The 22212-nt window shown below is 63.7% G+C and carries 25 protein-coding genes; 23 read left to right on the forward strand and 2 right to left on the reverse strand.

The features are described 5' to 3' along the window. The first annotated feature begins 94 nt into the window (after positions 1-94). Entirely contained in the window at positions 95-1309 is a 1215-nt protein-coding gene (locus tag EJB06_RS17165) for a 23S rRNA (adenine(2030)-N(6))-methyltransferase RlmJ (protein WP_126075239.1), read from the forward strand. Between the two features lie 51 nt (positions 1310-1360). Continuing rightward, a complete protein-coding gene (locus EJB06_RS17170) occupies positions 1361-2620 on the forward strand; it encodes an EAL and HDOD domain-containing protein (RefSeq protein WP_126075240.1) in 1260 nt (419 codons plus the stop codon). A 94-nt stretch (positions 2621-2714) separates the two neighbouring features. On the opposite strand, the gene EJB06_RS17175 is transcribed toward EJB06_RS17170, so the two are convergent. Both EJB06_RS17175 and EJB06_RS17180 read right to left on the reverse strand, forming a co-directional pair. Next, positions 2715-3461, reverse strand: coding sequence for an SAM-dependent methyltransferase (locus EJB06_RS17175; RefSeq protein ID WP_126075241.1), 747 nt, complete (start codon positions 3459-3461; stop codon positions 2715-2717). Positions 3462-3466: 5 nt separating this feature from the next. Beyond that, entirely contained in the window at positions 3467-4069 is a 603-nt protein-coding gene (locus tag EJB06_RS17180; protein ID WP_126075242.1) for a Maf family nucleotide pyrophosphatase, read from the reverse strand. A gap of 180 nt (positions 4070-4249) precedes the next feature. On the opposite strand from EJB06_RS17180, the gene EJB06_RS17185 reads away from it, so the two are divergent. The 21 genes from EJB06_RS17185 (at position 4250) to acpS (ending at position 22195) form a co-directional block, all read left to right on the forward strand. After that, positions 4250-4747 carry a YceD family protein gene (locus tag EJB06_RS17185; RefSeq protein WP_126075243.1) on the forward strand — a complete coding sequence of 166 codons (498 nt, stop codon included), beginning with the start codon at positions 4250-4252 and terminating at the stop codon, positions 4745-4747. 220 nt (positions 4748-4967) lie between these two features. Then, a complete protein-coding gene (rpmF, locus tag EJB06_RS17190) occupies positions 4968-5150 on the forward strand; it encodes a 50S ribosomal protein L32 (RefSeq protein WP_126075244.1) in 183 nt (60 codons plus the stop codon). 196 nt (positions 5151-5346) lie between these two features. Next, the gene (gene plsX, locus EJB06_RS17195) at positions 5347-6408 is read left to right on the forward strand and encodes a phosphate acyltransferase PlsX (RefSeq protein ID WP_126075245.1); all 1062 of its coding nucleotides are present in this window, start codon (positions 5347-5349) and stop codon (positions 6406-6408) included. A gap of 10 nt (positions 6409-6418) precedes the next feature. Continuing rightward, the gene (locus EJB06_RS17200; protein WP_126075246.1) at positions 6419-7405 is read left to right on the forward strand and encodes a beta-ketoacyl-ACP synthase III; all 987 of its coding nucleotides are present in this window, start codon (positions 6419-6421) and stop codon (positions 7403-7405) included. A 96-nt stretch (positions 7406-7501) separates the two neighbouring features. Beyond that, positions 7502-8449, forward strand: a complete 948-nt coding sequence (fabD, locus tag EJB06_RS17205; RefSeq protein WP_126075247.1) for an ACP S-malonyltransferase — start codon at positions 7502-7504, stop codon at positions 8447-8449. A gap of 46 nt (positions 8450-8495) precedes the next feature. Further along, positions 8496-9233 carry a 3-oxoacyl-ACP reductase FabG gene (gene fabG, locus EJB06_RS17210; RefSeq protein WP_126075248.1) on the forward strand — a complete coding sequence of 246 codons (738 nt, stop codon included), beginning with the start codon at positions 8496-8498 and terminating at the stop codon, positions 9231-9233. A gap of 179 nt (positions 9234-9412) precedes the next feature. Next, positions 9413-9652: an acyl carrier protein gene (acpP, locus tag EJB06_RS17215; RefSeq protein ID WP_018059410.1), complete on the forward strand. Its 240-nt coding sequence runs from the start codon at positions 9413-9415 to the stop codon at positions 9650-9652. A 27-nt stretch (positions 9653-9679) separates the two neighbouring features. Then, complete coding sequence (gene fabF / locus EJB06_RS17220; protein ID WP_126075249.1) at positions 9680-10927, forward strand: beta-ketoacyl-ACP synthase II; 1248 nt, start codon at positions 9680-9682, stop codon at positions 10925-10927. Between the two features lie 188 nt (positions 10928-11115). Then, a complete protein-coding gene (locus EJB06_RS17225) occupies positions 11116-11613 on the forward strand; it encodes a protein YgfX (protein WP_307720453.1) in 498 nt (165 codons plus the stop codon). Between the two features lie 69 nt (positions 11614-11682). Beyond that, positions 11683-12285, forward strand: coding sequence for an RNA polymerase sigma factor RpoE (gene rpoE / locus EJB06_RS17230; protein WP_126075251.1), 603 nt, complete (start codon positions 11683-11685; stop codon positions 12283-12285). A gap of 62 nt (positions 12286-12347) precedes the next feature. Continuing rightward, a complete protein-coding gene (locus tag EJB06_RS17235) occupies positions 12348-13064 on the forward strand; it encodes a sigma-E factor negative regulatory protein (protein ID WP_164557948.1) in 717 nt (238 codons plus the stop codon). A gap of 141 nt (positions 13065-13205) precedes the next feature. After that, positions 13206-14666: a DegQ family serine endoprotease gene (locus EJB06_RS17240; protein WP_126075253.1), complete on the forward strand. Its 1461-nt coding sequence runs from the start codon at positions 13206-13208 to the stop codon at positions 14664-14666. Between the two features lie 66 nt (positions 14667-14732). Continuing rightward, positions 14733-14993 carry a glutaredoxin family protein gene (locus EJB06_RS17245; protein ID WP_126075254.1) on the forward strand — a complete coding sequence of 87 codons (261 nt, stop codon included), beginning with the start codon at positions 14733-14735 and terminating at the stop codon, positions 14991-14993. A gap of 256 nt (positions 14994-15249) precedes the next feature. After that, entirely contained in the window at positions 15250-17043 is a 1794-nt protein-coding gene (gene lepA / locus EJB06_RS17250) for a translation elongation factor 4 (RefSeq protein ID WP_126075255.1), read from the forward strand. Next, positions 17040-17954 (forward strand): signal peptidase I, encoded by a 915-nt coding sequence (gene lepB, locus EJB06_RS17255; RefSeq protein ID WP_126075256.1) that lies wholly within the window; start codon positions 17040-17042, stop codon positions 17952-17954. Before lepA ends, lepB begins: the two co-directional genes overlap by 4 nt. 18 nt (positions 17955-17972) lie before the next feature. Beyond that, complete coding sequence (locus tag EJB06_RS17260; RefSeq protein WP_126075257.1) at positions 17973-18380, forward strand: DUF4845 domain-containing protein; 408 nt, start codon at positions 17973-17975, stop codon at positions 18378-18380. A 26-nt stretch (positions 18381-18406) separates the two neighbouring features. Further along, on the forward strand, positions 18407-19243 hold the full coding sequence (gene rnc / locus EJB06_RS17265) for a ribonuclease III (RefSeq protein ID WP_229427133.1): 837 nt from the start codon (positions 18407-18409) through the stop codon (positions 19241-19243). Continuing rightward, positions 19240-20142 (forward strand): GTPase Era, encoded by a 903-nt coding sequence (gene era, locus EJB06_RS17270; RefSeq protein ID WP_126075258.1) that lies wholly within the window; start codon positions 19240-19242, stop codon positions 20140-20142. Before rnc ends, era begins: the two co-directional genes overlap by 4 nt. Positions 20143-20160: 18 nt before the next feature. Next, positions 20161-20979, forward strand: a complete 819-nt coding sequence (gene recO / locus EJB06_RS17275) for a DNA repair protein RecO (RefSeq protein WP_126075259.1) — start codon at positions 20161-20163, stop codon at positions 20977-20979. A 42-nt stretch (positions 20980-21021) separates the two neighbouring features. Then, complete coding sequence (pdxJ, locus tag EJB06_RS17280) at positions 21022-21789, forward strand: pyridoxine 5'-phosphate synthase (protein WP_126075260.1); 768 nt, start codon at positions 21022-21024, stop codon at positions 21787-21789. Between the two features lie 13 nt (positions 21790-21802). Then, positions 21803-22195, forward strand: a complete 393-nt coding sequence (gene acpS, locus EJB06_RS17285) for a holo-ACP synthase (protein ID WP_126075261.1) — start codon at positions 21803-21805, stop codon at positions 22193-22195. Positions 22196-22212: the final 17 nt, after the last annotated feature.

The following is a 22212-nucleotide window of genomic DNA, read 5'->3' on the forward strand; positions in this document are numbered from 1 at the left end:
GGGCGTTGTGCATTTACGCGCTTTTTGCGTCCGAACCGGCTTTATGGAGGATAATGGCGGCTCAGATCCCCCTTTTTTATGGAATTCCCCCTTTATGTTGAGCTACCGCCACGCCTTTCACGCGGGTAATCACGCCGACGTCCTGAAGCATTTCGTGCAGATCCAGCTGCTCGACTACATGAATCAGAAGGACACGGCCTACACCTATATCGACACCCACTCCGGTGCCGGCGTGTATGCGCTCGATGGCGGTTACGCGTCCAAGAACGCCGAGTACGAAACCGGCATCGGCCCGTTGTGGGAACGCAAGGACCTGCCCAAGCCGCTGGCCGAGTACGTCAACCTGGTCAAGGAACTCAATCCGAGCGGCAAGATGCGCTACTACCCGGGGTCGCCGTACTGCGCCGACAAGGTCATGCGCGAACACGACCGCCTGCGCCTGTTCGAACTGCATCCGGCCGACAGCAAGATCCTGGCCGACAATTTCCGCAAGGTCGAGGCGCACGCCGCCGCCCAGGGCGAGCGCCCCAGCGCGCGCGGACGGCGCGTGCTGATCGAGCGCGGCGACGGTTTCCACGCCCTCAAGACCCTGCTGCCGCCGCCCTCGCGCCGCGCGCTGGTGCTGATCGACCCGCCCTACGAAGACAAGCAGGATTACCGCAAGGTGCGCGATGCGCTGGAAGACGCGCTGGTGCGCTTCCCGTCGGGTATCTACGCGATCTGGTATCCGGTGCTGCAGCGCATGGAATCGCGCCAGTTTGCCGACAAGCTCAAGCGCCTGGCGGCCAAGGACTGGCTCAACGTCACCCTGACCATCACCACCCCCGGCCCGGATGGTTTCGGCCTGCACAGCAGCGGCATGTTCATCCTCAATCCGCCGTACACGCTGGAGCCGACCCTGCGCCAGATCATGCCCTACCTGGTGCAAGTGCTGGGCAAGAATGCCGACGCCACCTATGTGCTCGAAAAAGGCACCCAGGTGACCGGCACGGCCAGCGCCCGCACCGGCGCCAACGGCGCCTTGCGCATGCCTGTCGGTAACGCCCGCAAGGCCAGTCCGACTTCCGGCACCGGCAGCCTGCGCCTGCCCGGACAGGCGCCGGCCGGCACCCCCGGCGCGGCGGGCGCTCCGGCACGCGCGCCGGGCGCCAAGCGCTCCAGCATTGCCGCGGCCGCGGCCGGCAAGAGCGCCCGGCCGACCGAAGCGGGCGTCACGCGCAAGAGCGCGCGCCCTGCCCAGGGCGACACGGCGGGCAAGAGTGCCCGGCCGAGCGGTCCTCGCAACAGCGGTCCACGCCGTCCTTCGTAGTATAGTCATCGCAGGGCGCCGTGGTCGGCGCGCCTGTTTTCCGGATTTCCCATGCCTATTGACACCGTGGCCGAGCTGGCGCTGCCGTCCGACGATTTTTTCCTTGCGCGCCAACCGATTCTCGGACGTAACCAGCGCCTGGTCGCCTTCGAACTCCTGTTTCGCAGTGCCCATGGCGGCGACGCGAATGTGACCGATCACGCCGCCGCCACGGCGGCCGTGATTGCGCACGCTTCCCAGCTCGGCATGGCCAAGGTGGTCGGCGAGCGCCTGGCCTTCGTGAATGTCGACGACATCGTGCTGATGAGCGACTTCGTGCGCTTCCTGCCGCACGACAAGGTGATCCTGGAAATCCTGGAAACGGTCGAGGCCACGCCGGCGCTGGTCGCCCGGGTGGCCGAGCTCAAGGGCTTCGGCTTCCGCTTCGCCCTCGACGACGTGGTCGACGAGTCGGACGACGTGCGCAAGCTGGTCGACCTGGTCGACATCATCAAGGTCGACGTGCAGGCGGTGCCCGCTTCGGCCCTGCCCGGGCTGGTGGCGGCCTTCAAGGGGCGCAACAAGAAGCTGCTGGCCGAAAAAGTCGAGACGGTCGGGGAATTCGAGACCTGCATGGCGCTCGGTTTCGAGTATTTCCAGGGTTACTATTTCGCGCGTCCGGCCATCCTCAGCGGCAAGAAGATCGCGCCGTCGGAACTGGTGATCCTGCGCCTGCTGGACCTGATCAATTCCGACGCCGACAACGCCGAGATCGAGCGCGCCGTCAAGCGCGACGCCCTGATCAGCCTGAACCTGCTGCGCCTGGTCAACACCCCGGCGGCGGGCGCGCGCGGGCGCATCGATTCGCTGACCGAGGCCCTGTACGTGCTGGGGCGCCAGCAATTGCAGCGCTGGCTGCAGATTTTGCTGTACGCCAAACCGGGAGCGGCGGTCGAACTCAATTCCCCGCTGCTGCAGATGGCCACCACGCGCGGCAAGCTGATGGAGCTGATGACGCACAAAGTGCGGCCCGAGCGGCGCGTCAGTGCCGAGGCCGGTTTCACGGTGGGCATCATGTCGCTGATGGATGCGCTGTTCTCGATGTCGATGCAGGACGTCCTGGGCACCGTGGTGGTGGCCGACGAAGTGCGCGCCGCCCTGCTCGAACGCGAAGGCGTGCTGGGCGACATGCTCAAGGTGGTCGAGCTGGTCGAAAACCCCCGGCGCGGGACCGAACTGTCCAGGGCGCTCAAGTCGCTCGGCCTGAGCGCGAAAACCATGCGCGAGATCGAGATGGAGGCGTTCGGCTGGGTCAATGAGCTGGTGGCCTGAAGGGCATGCGCCCTGGCATCTGGCGCGGCGCGGCGGCGCGGGAGGCTGGTATTCCGGCTGAAAACAGGATTGTCGGCAGCCGGACTTCGCCAGCTTACGCCAGCAACAGGAACACGGTCGGTTTCTTGTGGAAATCCGGCGCCTTGCCGGCCGCCAGCAGCGATTTCCATTTTCCGCCATTCAAGGTGCGGATCGACTCGCTCGGCAGGCTCAGGTCGGTCGCCACGCAGATCAGGGTGCCCGGCTGGCAGGCGCCGACCAGGGCTTCGAGCATGGCGCCGTTGCGGTAGGGCGTTTCGATCAGCAACTGGGTCTGCTTTTCCGCGCGCGAACGCGCTTCCAGCTCCTTGATGCGCTTGGTGCGCAGGGCGGCGTCGGTCGGCAGGTAGCCATGGAAGGCGAAACTCTGCCCGTTCAAGCCGCTCGCCATCACCGCCAGCAGCAGCGAGGACGGCCCCACCAGCGGCCGCACGGGAATGCCGCGCTCATGCGCCAGGCGCACCAGGTCGGCGCCGGGATCGGCCACCGCCGGCACGCCCGCTTCCGAGATCAGCCCGGCATCGCGCCCGGCCAGCAGCGGTTCCAGCAAACCGGCCAGCGCTTGCGCCGGGGTGTTGACGTTCAGCTCGGCAATCTCGATTTCCTGCAAGGTGCTTGCCAGGGGATGGCGCACGGCGATCAGTTTCAGGAAGCCGCGCGCGGTCTTGGCGTTTTCCGCGACAAAATAGTCGAGGCGCGACGTCAGCGCCTGCACTTGCTCGGGAATGATGTGGGCGAGCGCGTCGCTGGCCGGGTCGGCCGGGCCGAGGGTGTTGGGGATCAGGTATAAAGTGCCGGACATAATGCTCACTGTTGAAAAAAGGTAAAGCCGGCGCGCCGCAGCATGCCCGTCAGGGCGATCAGCGGCAGGCCGGTGAGGGCGGTCGGGTCGGTGCTGTCGATGCGTTCCAGGATGGCGATGCCGAGCGCTTCGTTCTTGGCGCTGCCGGCGCAATCGTAGGGTTGCTCGATCCGCAGGTAGGCGTCCAGTTCGGCATCGGGCAGGTCGCGCACCGTCACGAAGGTCTGCACGTTCTCCACCTGCGCCGTGCCGCCGCGGCCATCCCACAGGCACAGGGCGGTGTGGAACACCACGCGCCGCCCGCGCATCGTCCGCAGCTGGGCCAGGGCGTTCGCGTGGTTGCCGGGCTTGCCGATCTGCAGGCCGTCGAGCGTGGCGACCTGGTCGGAGCCGATCACCACGCTGCCGGGCGCGCGCGCGGCCACCGCTTCGGCCTTGGCGCGCGCCAGGCGCAGCGCGGTCGCTTCGGGCGCTTCGCCGGCCAGCGGGGTTTCATCGATATCGGGCACCAGCACCTCGAAGGGCAGGCGCAGGCGTTCGAGCAATTCGCGCCGGTAAGCGGAGCCCGATGCAAGAATTAGCCGCGCGGCGGCGGAAGTTGGTATCATGTCGTACTTAAGTCCTGTTGGCTGTCCCGGTAAGCGGGCGCAGCGGGATTCATCCGGCGGGCGCGGCGTGGCTGCGCCAGCAACAGTGCGCGGCTCCGTGCCCAAATAATCGCGCTAAGTCTTTGACTCCACAACGAGAAGCCTGTTATTATCGCAGGTTTTCCGGGGAAAATTTCTGCAATGAGTGCTTTTGTCATCGACGCTTTCGAGTTTTGTCGAAGCAACGGCCATCGCGAGGGCGTCACGCCTGTCGCTGAAATGAGCCGGTTGAACAAGGATTGTGCCGACCAGTCGGGCCAGATCGCCTGGGCCATCGATGGATCGACCAGCAAGCAAGGCTATCCGCAAATGACCCTGTCGGTGTCCGGCACGGTGCAGCTGGTATGCCAGCGTTGCCTGGCCCCGTTCGCCTACGACATGGATTCGTCCACCGTGCTGATGCTCGGCAAGGACGACGAGCATGCGGACGAGATCGAAGAAGTCCTGAACGACGAGAGCATCGACGTCATCGTCGGCAGCCGCGAATGCGATATCCGCGACCTGTTCGAAGACGAGGCCTTGCTGGCCCTGCCGCAAGTGCCGAAACACGAGGCCTGCCCGGACAACAAGCTGCTCGACGCGGCCAGGTCCGACAAGCCATCGCCGTTTGCGGGGCTGAAGCATCTCAAGCCGGAATAGCCGTCGAGCCGGGAATGGCTGAAATACAGGGCTGAAATACAGAACAAGTAGCAGTGAAGAACGTGTCAAACGCGTGTTGTAGTCGAGTATGGCATTGGTAGTAAAGGTAGGTCCGTGTTAAACGTGTCGGCAAAGAAGTTTTGCCGCTGGGATACTCGATTCGCATGTATTTGCCGATCGATTGTGTTAGAATTTTAGAACTTATGTATTAGGAGTCATCATGGCTGTTCAGCAAAATAAGAAAACCCCTTCGAAGCGCGGCATGCACCGTTCGCACGACTTCCTGGTCGCGCCACAACTGGGCATCGAGCCAACCACCGGTGAAACGCACCTGCGTCACCACATCAGCCCTAACGGCTTTTACCGTGGTCGCAAGGTTCTCAAAACCAAAAACGACGAGTAATCGACGTTTTAGTTTGAGTAAGATAAAAGCGGTGCAACGACTATTTTGTGCGTCGCACCGCTTTTTCTTTGTCACCGGCTGCAAACCAGCTTTGCACACCGTCATTTCGAATTACGCAGACTCTGCTTGGCGCTCGTCCACATTCAGATCGCATCCTGCCGCCACACGCTGTTGAGTCGCGGTACGAATCCACAAAATGACAATTAAAATTTCCATTGACTGCATGGGCGGCGATCATGGCCCCTCAGTTACTATCCCCGCAGCACTCTCTTTCCTTTCCAGCGAACCTGAAGCAGAACTGATTCTGGTCGGCCTGCAGGACGAGTTGCGCGCTGAACTGAAAAAACACAAGGCCGACAGCCATCCGCGCCTGTCCATCCTGCATGCTTCCGAAGTGGTGACGATGGACGATCCCATCGAAATCGCGCTGCGCCGCAAGAAGGATTCGTCGATGCGCGTGGCGATCGAGCTGGTCAAGGACGGCAAGGCCCAGGCCTGCGTGTCCGCCGGCAATACCGGCGCCCTGATGGCGGTCTCGCGCTATGTGCTCAAGACCATGGCCGGGGTCGACCGTCCCGCCATTTGCTCGATCCTTCCCAACCAGAAAGACGGCCCGACCTATATGCTGGACCTGGGCGCGAACGTCGACTGCGAGCCCCATCACCTGCACCAGTTCGCCATCATGGGCTCGGTGCTGGTCTCGGCCATGGAAGGGATCCAGCGTCCCACCATCGGCCTGCTCAACGTCGGCACCGAGGAAATCAAGGGCAATGAAGTAGTCAAGTCCACCGCCAGGCTGCTGCGCGAAGACCACGAGCGCGGCGCCCTGAATTTCTTCGGCAATGTCGAAGGCAACGATATTTTCAAGGGCACCACCGACATCGTGGTGTGCGACGGTTTCGTCGGCAACGTCACGCTCAAGGCGGCCGAGGGACTGGGCCGCTTCGTCAAGGATGCGCTGACCACCGAGTTCAAGCGGAACCCGCTGACCATGCTCGGCGCCCTGATCGCGCGCGGCGCCCTGAAAAAATTCTCCAACCGCTTCAATCCATCGCGCTACAACGGCGCCAGCCTGCTCGGTTTGCGCGGCCTGGTGTTCAAGAGCCATGGCAGCGCCGATGCGTACTCGTATGAGTGGGCGATCAAAAGGGCGTTCGACGCGGCAAAATACAATGTGCAGGAGCAGCTCTCGGCCATGATTACCGAGCTGATGCCCCGCACGCCTGACCCGGAAGTGCCAGGAATAACCCACTCGTAGGACGGCCAGCATGACCTTGTACAGTAAAATTATCGGCACCGGCAGCTATCTGCCGGCCAAGCGCGTCTCCAACGGCGACCTGACCGAGCAACTGGCGGCCAAGGGCATCGAAACCTCGGACGAGTGGATCGTCTCGCGCAGCGGCATTTCGAACCGCCATTACGCGGCGCCCGACGAGCTGTCCTCCGACCTGGCGGTCGCGGCCGCCAAACAGGCGCTGGACATGGCCGGCAAGCAGGCCGAAGACATCGACCTCGTCATCGTGGCCAGCTCGACGCCCGACTTCCACGGCAGCTTTCCCAGCACCGCCTGCATCGTCCAGCGCAAGCTCGGCATGCATAACAACAGCGCCGCCTTCGATGTGCAGGCCGTCTGCAGCGGCTTCGTGTACGCGGTGTCGGTGGCGGACGCCTTCATCAAGTCGGGCGCGCACAAGAACGTGCTGGTGATCGGCGCCGAAGTGTTTTCGCGCATCCTCGACTTTAACGACCGCACCACCTGCGTGCTGTTCGGCGACGGCGCCGGCGCCATTGTCCTGACCGCCTCGGAAACGCCGGGCATCCTGTCGACCAAGCTGCACGCCGACGGCCGCCATGCGGACATCCTCAGCGTGCCGGGCACCCTGGCCGGCGGCGCCATCGCCGGCAGCGGTTTCCTGTACATGGACGGCCCGGCCGTCTTCAAGCTGGCTGTCACCGTGCTCGAACAGGTGGCCAAGGAAGTGCTGGAGCACGCCGGCATGGCGGCCGACAAGGTCGACTGGCTGGTGCCGCACCAGGCGAATATCCGCATCATGAAAAGCACGGCCAAGAAACTCGGCTTGCCGCTCGAAAAAATGGTGGTCACGGTCGACCAGCATGGCAATACCTCGGCCGCCTCGATCCCGCTGGCGCTCGACATCGCCGTGCGCGACGGCCGCATCAAGGCCGGCGACAACGTCATGATGGAAGGCGTGGGCGGCGGCTTTACCTGGGGCGCCGTGCTGGCGCGCATGTAAGGGCCGCGCCCAGCCTGCCGCTCCCCCACATTTCTTGCCCGCACCAGTCCTTGGTGCGGATGCCGCCATAAAAACAAAACAGGAGGACATCATCCCATGAGTAAATTCGCGTTCGTCTTTCCCGGCCAGGGTTCGCAAGCCATCGGCATGCTGAACGGCTTCGCCGGCAATCCCGTGGTCGAGCAAACCATCGCCGAAGCCAACGCAGCGCTCGGCTTCGACCTCGGCAAGCTGATCGCCGACGGTCCCAAGGAAGAGCTGGACCTGACCACCAACACCCAGCCGATCATGCTGACCGCCTCGGTCGCCGTGTACCGCGCCTGGATCGCGGCCGGCGGCGCCGTGCCGTCGGTGGTGGCCGGCCACAGCGTGGGCGAGTATTCGGCCCTGGTCGCCGCCGGCGTGATCGCCTTCAAGGATGCGGTGCCGCTGGTGCGCTTCCGCGCCCAGGCCATGCAGGAAGCGGTGCCGGTCGGGCAGGGCGGCATGGCCGTGATCCTCGGCCTGGCGGCCGGCGATGTGCGCGCAGTGTGCGCCGAGGCGGCCGCCGCCAGTCCGGGCGAGACGGTCGAGGCCGTCAATTTCAACGAACTGACCCAGATCGTGATCGCCGGCCACAATGGTGCGGTCGAGCGCGCCTGCGAACTGGCCAAGGCCAAGGGCGCCAAGCGCGCCATGAAGCTGGCGGTGTCGGCGCCGTTCCATTCCTCGTTGCTGAAACCGGCGTCGGACCGCCTGCGCGACTACCTGAAGGACGTGCCTTTCGCCGCGCCGCGCATCGACTTGATCAACAACGTCGACGTGACTATCCTGAACGATCCGGACGCGATCAAGGATGCGCTGGTGCGCCAGGCGGCCGGCGCGGTGCGCTGGGTCGAAACCATGCAAAAGATGGCGGCCGACGGCGTCGGCCTGGTGATCGAATCGGCGCCGAGCAAGGTGCTGATCGGCATGGCCAAGCGCATCGATGCGCAACTGGTGGGCGAGGCGCTGGTCGATCAGGCTTCGCTGGAACGCGTATTGAGCAGCCTCAATCAGGCCTGATCCGGTCAAGCGCAGTATCGCGCAACATTCGAACAAAAGGATATCAATGAATCTGGAAAATCAAGTCGCCCTGGTTACGGGCGCATCGCGCGGCATCGGCAAGGCCATCGCACTCGAACTGGCCCGCCAGGGCGCCAAGGTGGTCGGCACCGCCACCAGCGCCGCCGGCGCCGAGGCCATCTCGGCCTACCTGGCCGAGTTCGGCGGCAAGGGCACGGTCCTGAATGTGACCGACGCGGCGGCCTGCGCGGCAGTCATCGACGAGGTGCAGAAGGGTTTCGGCAGCCTGTCGATCCTGGTCAACAATGCCGGCATCACCCAGGACCAACTGGCCATGCGCATGAAGGACGAGGAATGGGACAGCGTCATCGCCACCAACCTGTCGGCCGTGGGGCGCCTGTCGCGCGCGGTCCTGCGCGGGATGATGAAAGCGAAGCATGGGCGTATCATTAATATCACCTCGGTGGTCGGCTCGGCCGGCAACGCGGGACAGATGAATTACGCGGCCGCCAAGGCCGGCGTGGCCGGCATGAGCCGGGCGCTGGCGCGCGAGATCGGCAGCCGCAACATTACGGTGAACTGCATCGCCCCGGGCTTTATCGATACCGATATGACCCGTGCCCTGAACGCCGAGCAGCACGCCGGCTTGCTGACGCAGATTCCGCTGGGGCGCCTGGGCGCGCCGGAAGACATCGCGCACGCGGTCGCCTTCCTGGCGGGGCCGCAGGCGGCGTATATCACGGGCACGACCCTGCACGTGAACGGCGGAATGTATATGAATTGATGTTGAAATCCCTTTGCCCGCTCCCATTTGCGAGCCTGCGCACGGAGAGAATAAAGGGAATTCTCGTCATTTAGCAGTATGATCGGTGGAATTTGCGGCAGACACCGAAATTAGTTTTTCACCGCGCAAACCTGATAAAATGCGCGCACTTTCCGTAACACACACAATGGAGCCATAACATGTCGGATATCGAACAACGCGTTAAAAAAATCGTCGCTGAGCAACTGGGCGTTGCAGAAGTAGACATCAAAATCGAATCCTCGTTCGTTGACGACCTCGGCGCAGATTCCCTCGACACCGTCGAACTGGTGATGGCGCTGGAAGACGAATTCGAAATGGAAATCCCTGACGAACAAGCTGAAAAGATCACCACCGTGAAACAGGCAATCGACTACGCCACGGCGCACGTCAAGGCCTAAGTTTTACAATTTTCTCGGGAGAATCGCTTGAGCCGTTCACGAAATCGTCGTGTCGTCATCACCGGGCTGGGCGCCGTTTCACCAATCGGCAACACGGTTGCCGATACGTGGAACGCCGCACTGGCCGGCAAGTCGGGCATTGCCAACATCACCAGGTTTGATGCGCAGCCTTTTTCGACCCACTTCGCGGGCGAAGTCAAGGGTTTCAATATCGAGGATTACATCTCGGCCAAGGATGCCCGCCACATGGATACGTTTATCCATTACGGCATGGCGGCGGGCATGCAGGCCATGCGCGACAGCGGACTGGTCGTCACCGAAGAGAATGCCGACCGCATCGGCGTGATCGTCGGGTCCGGCATCGGCGGCCTGCCGCTGATCGAAGACACCAAGGAAGATTACAGCAAGCGCGGCCCGCGCCGCATTTCGCCGTTCTTCGTCCCGGCCTCGATCATTAATATGATTTCGGGCAACCTGTCGATCGAATACGGCTTGCGCGGACCGAACCTGGCCATCGTCACGGCCTGCACCACCGGCCTGCACAGCATCGGCGCGGCCGGCCGCCTGATCGAGTACGGCGATGCCGACGTGATGATCGCCGGCGGCGCCGAAGCGACCATTTCGCCGCTGGGCCTGGGCGGTTTCGCCTCGGCACGCGCGCTGTCCTCGCGCAACGACGATCCGGCCACCGCCTCGCGTCCCTGGGACGTCGACCGCGACGGCTTCGTGCTGGGCGAAGGCGCCGGCGTGATGGTGCTGGAAGAATACGAGCACGCCAAGGCGCGCGGCGCCAGAATCTACGCCGAGCTGCTCGGCTTCGGCATGAGCGCCGACGCGTATCACATGACGGCCCCGGTCGAAGACGGCAGCGGCGCCAGCCGCTGCATGAAGTCGGCCCTGGCCAATGCCGGCGTCAACGCCGACCAGGTCAATTATGTGAATGCGCACGGCACCTCGACGCCGCAGGGCGACGTGGCCGAAGTGCAGGGCCTGAAGAAGACCTTCGGCGAGCATGCCGCCAAGCTGGTCGTGAACTCGACCAAGTCGATGACCGGCCACCTGCTGGGCGGCGCCGGCGGGCTGGAAGCGGTGTTTACCGTGCTGGCGATGCATCACCAGATCTCGCCGCCGACGATCAACATCTTCAAGCAGGACCCCGCTTGCGACCTGGACTTCTGCGCCAACACGGCGCGCGAGATGAAGATCGACATCGCGGTGAAGAACTCCTTCGGCTTCGGTGGCACCAACGGCACCCTGGTCTTCGGCAGGGCCTGAGCCCCTGGCGCACCCCTGTCCAGGGGGCAATGACGCGCAGGAAAATATTCGCGTCCTAGTCTGAACTTTCGGCGTCCGCACTTGTCTCAAGTGTGGGCGTCGATGAAACGCCGGCGGCACTCGCCGGGGTCCGATCTGCCCAGTGCACCGTGATGCACTGGCGCCCCGCAGCACCTTTCCTACTGATTATGTCGATTGCGGTTTCCGCCTGCATCAGGCCGTCGCGCTTGTTGCGTCTGGTCCTGCTTGGCTATGCCGCGCTCCATCTGGCTGTGGCCCTTGCGCTCGTCTGGCGCTGGGCCGCGGGCATGGGCGCGGCCGGCGTTTGGACGGCAGTGTCCGCCGGGGCTTGCGCCTTGGCAGCATTGCTTGCATGGAGGGCATCGGCACAGGGGGAAATGCGGCGCAGGATTGATATTTCTGGACTCGGCGAGATTCGCCTGACGGTACAACAGAGCTTGGGCGCAGTACCGGTCCAGGCAGATGTGCTGCAATTGCTTCCCGGATCGACTATGTGGCAACACAGCCTGCTCCTGCTGCTGGGTTCACCCGACAGCAAGCGCATTCTTGTGCAGTGCATCTGGCCGGACAGCATGCCCCGCGCGCAGTTCCGGGCAGTATCGGTGGCGCTCAGGGCCATTGCCGGGCGGGACAAACAATTTGTCGGAAATAACAAAATACTTTGAACTTATTGCAAGCGGCCAACTCTAACGACGTAGGGACGGTTCGCTGCCGCAGCCAAGAGGGCAGGGTCAGTGACGACAGAACGCGAGTGTGATCAACTGCTGGTTGAGCGCGTCCAGGCTGGCGAGAGGCAGGCGTTCGACCTGCTGGTCAGTAAATATCAGCGCAGGCTGATGCGGCTGGTGTCGCGCCTGGTGCATGATCCGGCCGAAGCCGAGGACGTCGTTCAAGAAACATTTATCAAGGCTTATCGTGCCTTGCGGCACTTCAGGGGGGATTCCGCTTTCTATACCTGGCTGTACCGGATCGGAATCAATACGGCGAAGAATTTTCTCGTCACACAGGGCAGGCGTGCCCCGACCTCGACCGAGGCCGATGCCGAGCGCGCCGAAGCGTTTGACGATGCGGAAAGTTTGCGAGACATCAACACTCCGGAATCGGTGTTGGCAAGCAAGCAGATCGCGTATACGGTCAATGCCGCGATGGAAGCGTTGCCGCTGGAATTGCGGACCGCGATTGTCCTGCGCGAAATTGAAGGCTTGAGCTACGAGGAAATATCCGAAGTCATGTCATGTCCGATCGGTACCGTGCGAAGCCGGATTTTCCGGGCCCGCGAAGTGATTGCCGAGAAGTTGAGGCCCTTGCTCGATTACCCGGGTGACACACGACGATAGGTGTAGCAATGCATGCTCTAATCGGTTAACTTTTGGTCACACTCACAGTGATGGAATTATCGATGGACATTCCGAAAACCATCCGGGAAAAGATCTCGGCGTTCAGCGACCACGAACTGTCGCCTTCCACGCTGCCCGACGACGCGCTGCGCTCGGCCGAGGGCGAGCACGCCTGGCATGCCTACCATCGCATCCGCGACGTGATCCGCGAGCAGGGCGCGCCGCACCTGTCGGCCGACTTTGCCGGCAAGCTGGCGGCGCGCCTGGCGGCCGAGCCCTCGCCGGGCCGGCGCCTGGCGCGCGCCCCGGCCGAGGCGCTCGAACGGCGCGCTCCGCCGGTGCCGCCGCCGGCCGTGGCGGTGGCGGCCGGCGCGGCAGGTCCCGTCACCGGCATCGCCGGCGGGCGTGCCGGCGCGATCGGCGAGAGCCCGCTCGACCCCGACGTCCAGGCGCTGACCGAGGCCCCGGACGAGGCGCTCGATGCGCTCGATGCCGGCGCCGCAGCGGCGGCCGAGGCCAGCATCGCGGCGGGGGCCGCGGCGGTGTCGATCGCCGCGGTCCAGGCGGCCGCCACCGGCGCGCTGGACGGCGCGGGCGATGGCGCGACCGGCGCGCCGCCCGATGGGGTACCCGATGGGATGTCCGATGGGATGTCCGATTCACAGGCCGATTCGAAGGCCGATTCGAAGGCCGATTCGAAGGCCGATTCGAAGGCCGATTCGAAGGCCGAGTCGACGCCGCTCGCCAAGGTCAAACCGCCCATCCCCTCGGCCTCCTGAGCCTGCCGAAGCACCGGCGGCGGCGGCGTTTTCCGGCAAAAACGCCGCCCGCCACCCATCACGCGCGGCATGGCGCGACAAGCTTGGCGTTTTGGCTTACCATAACGTCAATCTTTGTTCCGATTCCTCACTCCGATGACCATGACACTTTCCGCTGGCAACAAGCTCCTCTCCGCCCTGTTTATCGCCGGCTCGGCCCTGGCCTTCGTTCCCGCCGCGCACGCCGCCGCGCCGGCCGGTGCGCCGCTGGTCACCGGCTTGCCCGATTTTACCGACCTGATCGACAAGGTCGGGCCGGCGGTGGTGAATATCCGCACCACCGAAAAACTCAAGCAGGGGCAGGGCAGTCCCAGCGAGGAAGAGATGCAGGAATTCCTGCGCCGCTTCTTCGGCGGCGCGGTCCCGCGCGGCCAGGATCCGCGCGGCCGCCGTTCGCCCCAGCAGCCGCAGGAGGAAGAAGTGCAGCGCGGGGTCGGTTCGGGCTTTCTCATTTCCGCCGACGGCTTCGTGCTGACCAACGCCCACGTGGTCGATGGCGCCGACGAAGTGCTGGTCACCCTGACCGACCGCCGCGAATTCAAGGCCAAGGTGCTCGGCACCGACAAGCGCTCCGACGTGGCCGTGCTCAAGCTCGAGGCGCAAAAGCTGCCCAGCCTGACCATCGGCGACTCCGGCAAGATCCGCGTCGGCGAATGGGTGATCGCCATCGGTTCGCCGTTCAACCTCGATAACACCGTTACGGCCGGCATCATTTCGGCCAAGTCGCGCGACACCGGCGAATACCTGCCGCTGATCCAGAGCGACGTGGCGGTCAATCCCGGCAACTCGGGCGGCCCCCTGATCAATATGCGCGGCGAAGTGATCGGCATCAATTCGCAGATCGCCACCTTGTCCGGCGGCTACAACGGGATTTCCTTCGCTGTGCCGATCGACGAGGCGATGCGCGTGGCCGACCAGCTCAAGAAGACCGGCAGGGTCACGCGCGGCCGCCTGGGCGTCGAAATCGGCGAGGTCAGCAAGGAAGTGGCCGAGTCGCTCGGGCTGGGCAAGGCGCGCGGCGTCGAAGTGGCGCGCGTGGAAGCGGGCGGGCCGGCCGACAAGGGCGGCATCAAGGTCGGCGACATCATCCTCAAATTCAACGGCCAGGACATCGAGCGCACCGCCGACCTGCCGCGCCTGGTCGGCTCGACGGCGGTGGGCAGCAAGGCTGTCGTCACCGTGTGGCGCCAGGGCCAGCAGAAAGAGATCGCCGTCAATATCGTCGCCCTCGACGACGACAAGGCCGCGCGCAAGCCCGCCGTCAAGAAGCCGGCCCCCGAGCAGGTCGCCAACGCGGTCGGGCTGCACGTGTCCGACCTGAGCGAGGTACAGCGCAAGGAGCTGGACCTGAGCGGCGGCGTGCTGGTCGACGCCAGCGAAGGGGCGGCGGCGCGCGCCGGCCTGCGGCCGGGCGACCTGATCCTGCAATTGAACAATGTCGAGGTCAAGGACGCCAGGCAGTTCAACGCCATGGTCGCCAAGCTCGATCCCAAGAAAAGCGCCGCCGTGCTGGTGCGGCGCGACGAGACCACCCAGTACGTGGTGATCCGCCCGCGCCAGTAAGCCTTGCAGCAAGCATCGCCGGCGGGCCGCGCGCCCGCCGTTTTTTCCTTTCCACCACGCCGTCCCATGATCCGATTCACCCTGTATTCCCGCGTTTACTGCCACCTGTGCGACGACCTGCTCGCCGCCCTCAACGCCCTGCAAACCGACACCGTCCGCTTCGCCGTGGACGTCATCGACGTCGATGCCGACCCGGCCCTGGTCGCGCGCTTCGACGAACTGGTGCCGATCCTGTTCGGCGACCTGTCCAAACCCGAACTGTGCCACTACTTCCTCGATGAGGCGGCGGTGCGCAGCTACCTTGCCACGTTCGATGTATTGATTTAACAATGTTTACGCGGAATTCGGGATTAAGCCGGCTTTCTACCTTGAAATCCGGTAAAATGCGGGGGTCGGAAATAGCTTCTGTCCTGAGCTTGACAGCTTCTCTTGCTTGATAAGGCGCTCGCCTGGGGATTGCCATGGCCCCCACGGAGCGCTTTTTTCATATGGGGAGCGTCGCCCCATCATGGCAAGCCGGCACAGAAAGAGCGCGCGACCACCCCGAATGTCGTCCTTCCCTACTTGGTTTTGAATTGCATTAATGAACAACATACGTAACTTTTCCATCATCGCCCACATCGATCACGGCAAATCGACCCTGGCCGACCGTATCATCCAGATCTGCGGCGGCCTGTCCGACCGCGACATGGAAGCCCAGGTGCTCGATTCGATGGACCTGGAGCGCGAGCGCGGCATCACCATCAAGGCCCAGACCGCGGCCCTGCATTACAAGGCGCGCGACGGCCAGGTGTACAACCTGAACCTGATCGACACCCCGGGCCACGTCGACTTCAGCTATGAAGTGTCGCGCTCGCTGTCGGCCTGCGAAGGCGCGCTGCTGGTGGTCGACGCTTCCCAGGGCGTGGAAGCGCAAACCGTGGCCAACTGCTACACCGCGCTCGACCTGGGCGTGGAAGTGGTGCCGGTCCTCAACAAGATCGACTTGCCGCACGCCGATCCGGCCAACGCGATCGCCGAGATCGAAGACGTGATCGGGATCGATGCGGCCGACGCCGTCAAGTGCTCGGCCAAGAGCGGCATGGGCGTGGAAGACGTGCTCGAATCGCTGATCGCCAGGGTGCCGCCGCCGAAGGGCGACCCGGACGCGCCGCTGCAGGCGCTGATCGTCGACTCCTGGTTCGATAACTACGTCGGCGTGGTGATGCTGGTGCGCGTGATCAACGGCACCCTGAAACCGAAAGAAAAGATCCTGCTGATGGCCTCCGAATCGGTGCAGCTGGTCGAGAGCGTCGGCGTGTTCAGCCCGAAATCGCAATCCTTGCCGCAGATTTCCGCAGGCCAGGTCGGTTTTGTGATCGCCGGCATCAAGGAACTCAAGGCCGCCAAGGTGGGCGACACCGTCACCCACGCCGCCAAGCCGGCGCCGGCGCCGCTGCCGGGCTTCAAGGAAGTCCAGCCGCAGGTGTTCGCCGGCCTGTTCCCGGTCGAAGCGAACCAGTACGACGCCCTGCGCGACTCGCTCGAAAAGCTCAAGCTCAACGACGCGGCCCTGATGTACGAGCCGGAAGTATCGCAGGCGCTGGGCTTCGGCTTCCGCTGCGGCTTCCTCGGCCTGCTGCACATGGAAATCGTGCAGGAACGCCTGGAACGCGAATTCGACATGGACCTCATCACCACGGCCCCGACCGTGGTGTACGAAGTCATCATGCGCGACGGCTCCCTGATCCGGGTCGACAATCCGTCCAAGATGCCGGACCCGTCCAAGATCGAGGAAGTGCGCGAGCCGATCGTCACGGTCAATCTGTACATGCCGCAGGAATACGTGGGCTCGGTCATCACCCTCTGTATCGGCAAGCGCGGCATCCAGATGGACATGAGCTACCACGGGCGCCAGGTCAAGCTGATCTACGAAATGCCGATGGCCGAAATCGTGCTCGACTTCTTCGACCGCCTCAAGTCGACCTCGCGCGGCTATGCCTCGATGGATTACGAGTTCAAGGAATACCGGGCCTCCGACGTGGTCAAGGTCGACATGCTGATCAACAGCGAAAAAGTCGATGCGCTGGCGATCATCGTGCACCGCGCCAACAGCCAGTTCCGCGGCCGCCAGGTCGCCGCCAAGATGCGCGAACTGATTCCGCGCCAGATGTTCGACGTGGCGATCCAGGCCGCCATCGGCGCCACCGTGATCTCGCGCGAAAACGTCAAGGCCCTGCGCAAGAACGTGCTGGCCAAGTGCTACGGCGGCGATATCAGCCGCAAGAAGAAATTGCTTGAGAAACAAAAAGCCGGTAAAAAACGCATGAAGCAGGTCGGTTCGGTGGAAATTCCACAAGAAGCGTTCCTGGCAATTTTACAAGTGGACGATAAATGAACCTGCAGTTTATCTTAGGGAACTTTGCACTGATCCTGTTCGTGGCGATGGTGCTCACGGGCATTATCTGGTGCCTGGATGTGTTTTACTTCGCGCGCCAGCGGCGTGTCGCGGCCGATGCGGCGCTGGCCGCCTTCGACGCGCGCAACGCCAAGCTGACCGCCGAAGGCATCAAGGTCGACAACACCAGCCGCCAGTCGATCGAGGCGGCCATCCTGCGCCAGCCGACCTGGATCGAATACTCGGGCAGCTTCTTCCCGGTGATCGCGCTGGTGTTCATCCTGCGTTCCTTCCTGTACGAACCGTTCAAGATTCCTTCGGGTTCGATGGTGCCGACCCTGATGATCGGCGACCTGATCCTGGTAAACAAGTTCACCTATGGCATCCGCCTGCCGGTGCTGAACCAGAAGGTGATCGACGTCAACGATCCGCAGCGCGGCGATGTGATGGTGTTCAAATACCCGGAAGACATGTCGCAGGATTACATCAAGCGGGTGGTGGGCGTGCCCGGTGATAAAATCACCTACGCCAACAAGCGCCTGTCGGTGAACGGCAAGGAGCTCGCTTACGCGCCGCTGGACGACTACCTCGACGATGAAAAGCTCGTGTACCATAAGCAATTCACGGAAAACCTGTCCGAGCCGCCGCACCGCATCCTCAACGAGCCCGGCAAGTTGACCTACAACCCGGACCAGGTCAAGAATTTCCCGCAGCACGAAGCATGTACTTACAGTGCCGAGCAGTTTACGTGTGTGGTGCCGCCGGGCAATTACTTTATGATGGGCGATAACCGCGACAACAGCGCCGACAGCCGTTACTGGGGTTTTGTCCCGAACAAGAATATCGTCGGCAAGGCATTTTTCGTCTGGATGAATTTCAGCAGTCTGAAACGCATCGGCAGCATTCACTAACGTTACAGGGAATCGATTATGTACGGACCGAAACCGGCCAATCTGGCAAAACAGCAAGGCGTCTCGCTGGTGGGCTTGATTTTTGTGCTCGGCATTATTCTCGTTGTCGGCATGTTTGCCATGAAAGTGTTCCCGACCATCGTGGAGTACCGCGCCATCAAGGCCGGCATCATGGCGGCCAAGAAGGCCGACGGCTCGGTGCGCGAGATCCAGATGGCGTTCAACAACCATGCCAATATCAACCGCATCGATATCATCAAGGGCACGGATCTGATCATTACCAAGGAGACCGGCGAAACCCAGGTCGCCTTCGCCTACACCGCCACCATTCCGCTGTTTACCAATGTCAGCCTGATGATCGATTATTCGGGCACCACCGATCCGAGCGGAAAAATCCCTGAAAAACTAGTAGAACCCGTCCGTTAAGGCAGTCCAACCAAGAAATCCGACACATGAATCTTCAGTTATTGCAAACGCGCTTAGGGTATACGTTCCAGGATGCTGGCCTGTTGCAGCAAGCCTTGACGCACCGCAGCCACAGCAGTTTGCATAACGAGCGCCTCGAGTTCCTCGGCGATTCGATCCTGAACTGCGTGGTGGCATCGGTCCTGTACGAGCGCTTTGCCGCCATCGACGAGGGCGACCTGTCGCGCCTGCGCGCCAACCTGGTCAAGCAGCAATCGCTCTACGAAATCGCCCAGAAGCTGGAACTGTCGCAGTTCCTGCGCCTGGGCGAGGGCGAGCTCAAGTCCGGCGGTTTCCGCCGTCCCTCGATCCTGGCCGACACCCTCGAAGCGCTGCTGGGCGCGATTTTCCTCGATGCCGGCTTCAATGCCGCGCGCGACGTCATCCGCGCCTTCTACATTCCGATCCTCGACACGGTCGACCCGCGCACCCTGGGCAAGGATGCCAAGACCTTGCTGCAGGAATTCCTGCAAAGCAAAAAAATCTCGCTGCCGACCTACAACGTGGTGGCCACCCATGGCGCCGCGCACAGCCAGGAATTCGAAATCGAATGCCTGGTGCCCAAGCTCGGCATCCAGGTCTACGGCCGTGGCGGCAGCCGCCGCGCCGGCGAACAGGCCGCCGCCAAGCTCGCGCTCGAGGTGGCCGAGCAAGCCCTGCTCAAAACCCCGCCGGCCGGGCGCAAGGCCAAGCCGCGCGCCGCCCAGCTCAAGCTGGCCGGCATCGCCACCATCCAGAGCGATGGCGACGGCGATGACGACAATGGCGTGCCGGCCGACGCCAAACCCGCTAAACACCCGCATCCGGAAACGAAATCAGCATGAACGCCACAAGCACCCCAGAAAACTTCCGTTGTGGCTATATCGCCATCGTCGGCCGCCCGAACGTGGGCAAATCGACCCTGATGAACGTGCTGATCGGCGCCAAGGTCTCGATCACCTCGCGCAAGGCCCAGACCACGCGCCACCGCATCACCGGCATCCAGACCGTGGACGACGCCCAGTTTATCTACGTCGACACGCCCGGCTTCCAGACGCGCCATTCGAACGCGCTCAACAAGACGCTCAACAAGACCGTCACCAACACCCTCATTTCGGCCGACGTGATCCTGTACCTGATCGAGGCGGGCACCTTCGGGCCGGCCGACCAGCAAGTGATCGACCTGCTGCCCAAGGACGTGCCGTGCATCCTGGTCATCAACAAATCGGACCGGGTCAAGGACAAGGCGGCGCTGATGCCCTTCGCCCAGCAGATCGCGGCCAAGCACGATTTTGCGGCCATCGTGCCGGTCTCGGCCAAGCTGAAATTCCAGCTCGACGGCCTGCAAAATGAAATCAAGCGCTTCCTGCCGGAAAACGCGCCGATCTTCGGCCCGGACGACATTACCGACCGCAGCGAAAAATTCCTCGCCTCCGAAATCGTGCGCGAAAAGCTGTTCCGCCTGGTTGGCGACGAACTGCCGTACACCAGCACGGTGCTGATCGAAAAATTCGAGCAGGAAGGCGATCTGCGGCGCGTGTTCGCCGCCATCCTGGTCGAGCGCGACACCCACAAGTCCATGGTCATCGGCAACAAGGGCGCGCGCCTGAAGGAAGTGTCGACCCAGTCGCGGCTGGACATGGAAAAGCTGTTCGGCGGCCCGGTGTACCTGGAAATCTGGGTCAAGGTCAAATCCGGCTGGGCCGACAACGAAGCCGGCCTGCGCGCCTACGGCTACGAGTAAGGCGCAGCCGCGGCCCGCATGCCCACCAACGACGCCGACCTGACCGTCGCCGTACCATCGGGCGCGGCGCCCGCCGCGACCGTCGCAGCGCCGTTGGCGCCCGCCAGGCGGCGCGCGCCCCAGCGCGTGGAGAAGGTCAGCGGCCAGCCGGCCTTCGTGCTGCACAGTTATCCCTACAAAGAAACCAGCCTGATCGTCGACATGTTCACGCGCGACTTCGGCCGCGTGGGCCTGGTCGCCAAGGGCGCCAAGCGGCCGCTGTCGAAACTGCGCGGCGTGCTGCAGACCTTCCAGCCGCTGCAGGCCGCGTGGAGCGGCAAGTCCGAGCTGCGCACCCTGATCGACGCCGACTGGGTGGGCGGCATGCTCCCCCTCGAAAAGACCGCGCTGCTGTGCGGCTTCTACCTCAACGAACTGCTGGTCAAGCTGATCGCGCGCGACGACCCGCATCCGGCCCTGTTCGACCACTACGTCTCGACCCTGAACCAGCTGGCGCACGACGAACCGGCGCCGGTGGTCTTGCGAAAATTCGAACGCGCCTTACTGAAAGAGACAGGCGTGGCCGCCGACCTGAGCCGCTGCACCGCGACCCGCGCCAGGGTCGACGCGGACGGCGACTACGTGGTCGACCCCGAGCGCGGCGCGCGTCCGGCACGCGCCTCCGACAGCTGGCCTGTGGTGAGCGGCAAGACCCTGCTCGACATGGAGCGCGAAGACTACAGCGACCCGGCGACGCAGGCGCAGAGCAAGCTGCTGCTGCGCTTCCTGCTGGCGCACCAGCTGGGCGGCGCGTCCCTGAACACGCGCCAGATCCTGATCGACCTGATGCAGTTATAGCTTCATCACGCAACCTGAAACCTACGCAACCGAGCAACCATCATGAGCTTCCTCCAACCGAATGGCCCGGTCATCGACCTGGGCGTGAACATCGACCACGTGGCGACCCTGCGCAATGCGCGCGGCACCGTCTATCCTGACCCGCTGCGCGCAGCCATGCTGGCCGAACAGGCCGGCGCCGACGTGATCACCCTGCACCTGCGCGAAGACCGGCGCCACATCAAGGATGCCGACGTGGTCGCCCTGCGTCCGCAACTGATGACGCGCATGAACCTGGAAGCGGCCGTCACGCGCGAGATGATCGATTTCGCCTGCGCCGTGCGTCCGCAGGACGTGTGCCTGGTGCCCGAGCGGCGCGAGGAAGTGACCACCGAAGGCGGCCTGGATGTGATCCGCTACTACAAGGAAGTCGACGCGGCCGTCAGGCAGCTGCAGGGCGAGGGTATTCGCGTCAGCCTGTTCATCGACGCCGACGAAGCGCAGATCGGCGCCGCCGCCGACCTCGGCGTGCCGGTGATCGAGCTGCATACGGGCCGCTACGCCGAAGCGGGGCAGGATGAACTGGCGCATGAACTGGAGCGCATCCGCGCAGGCGCGCGTTTCGGCGCCGCGCGCGGCCTGAAGGTCAACGCCGGCCACGGCCTGCATTACCAGAACGTGCAGGCGATTGCCGCCATCGCCGATATCGGCGAACTCAATATCGGCCACGCGATCGTCGCGCACGCGCTGTTTGCCGGCTTCGAGAACGCGGTGCGCGAGATGAAGGCGATCATGGTCGCGGCGCGCCTGGCCGCGTACGCCCGGACGTGACCCGGCCGGCGCGATGATCTACGGGATCGGCACCGACATCGTGCAGGTCTCGCGCATCGACGCGGCGCTGGCGCGCAGCGAGCGTTTCGCCGCCAGGATCCTGGGCGAAGACGAACTGGCGGTGTTCCGCCAGCGCCGCGAACAGAACCCGGTGCGCGGGGTGCGCTACCTGGCCACGCGCTTCGCGGCCAAGGAAGCGTTTTCCAAGGCGCTCGGCCTGGGCCTGCGCGAGCCGATGGCCTGGCGCCGCGCCCAGATGCTCAACACCCCCGCCGGCCAGCCCGTGATGGTGTGCAGTGGCGCGCTGGCCGACTTTATGCGGCAAAATGGGCTCACTGCCCAGGTGACGGTGAGCGATGAAGCCGAATACGGCGTCGCCTTCGTGATCGTCACCCGGCAAGCCTGATTGACCTGAACCGGATT

Origin of the sequence: Massilia atriviolacea (assembly GCF_003953935.1) — a bacterium.
Classification (GTDB): domain Bacteria; phylum Pseudomonadota; class Gammaproteobacteria; order Burkholderiales; family Burkholderiaceae_D; genus Telluria_A; species Telluria_A atriviolacea.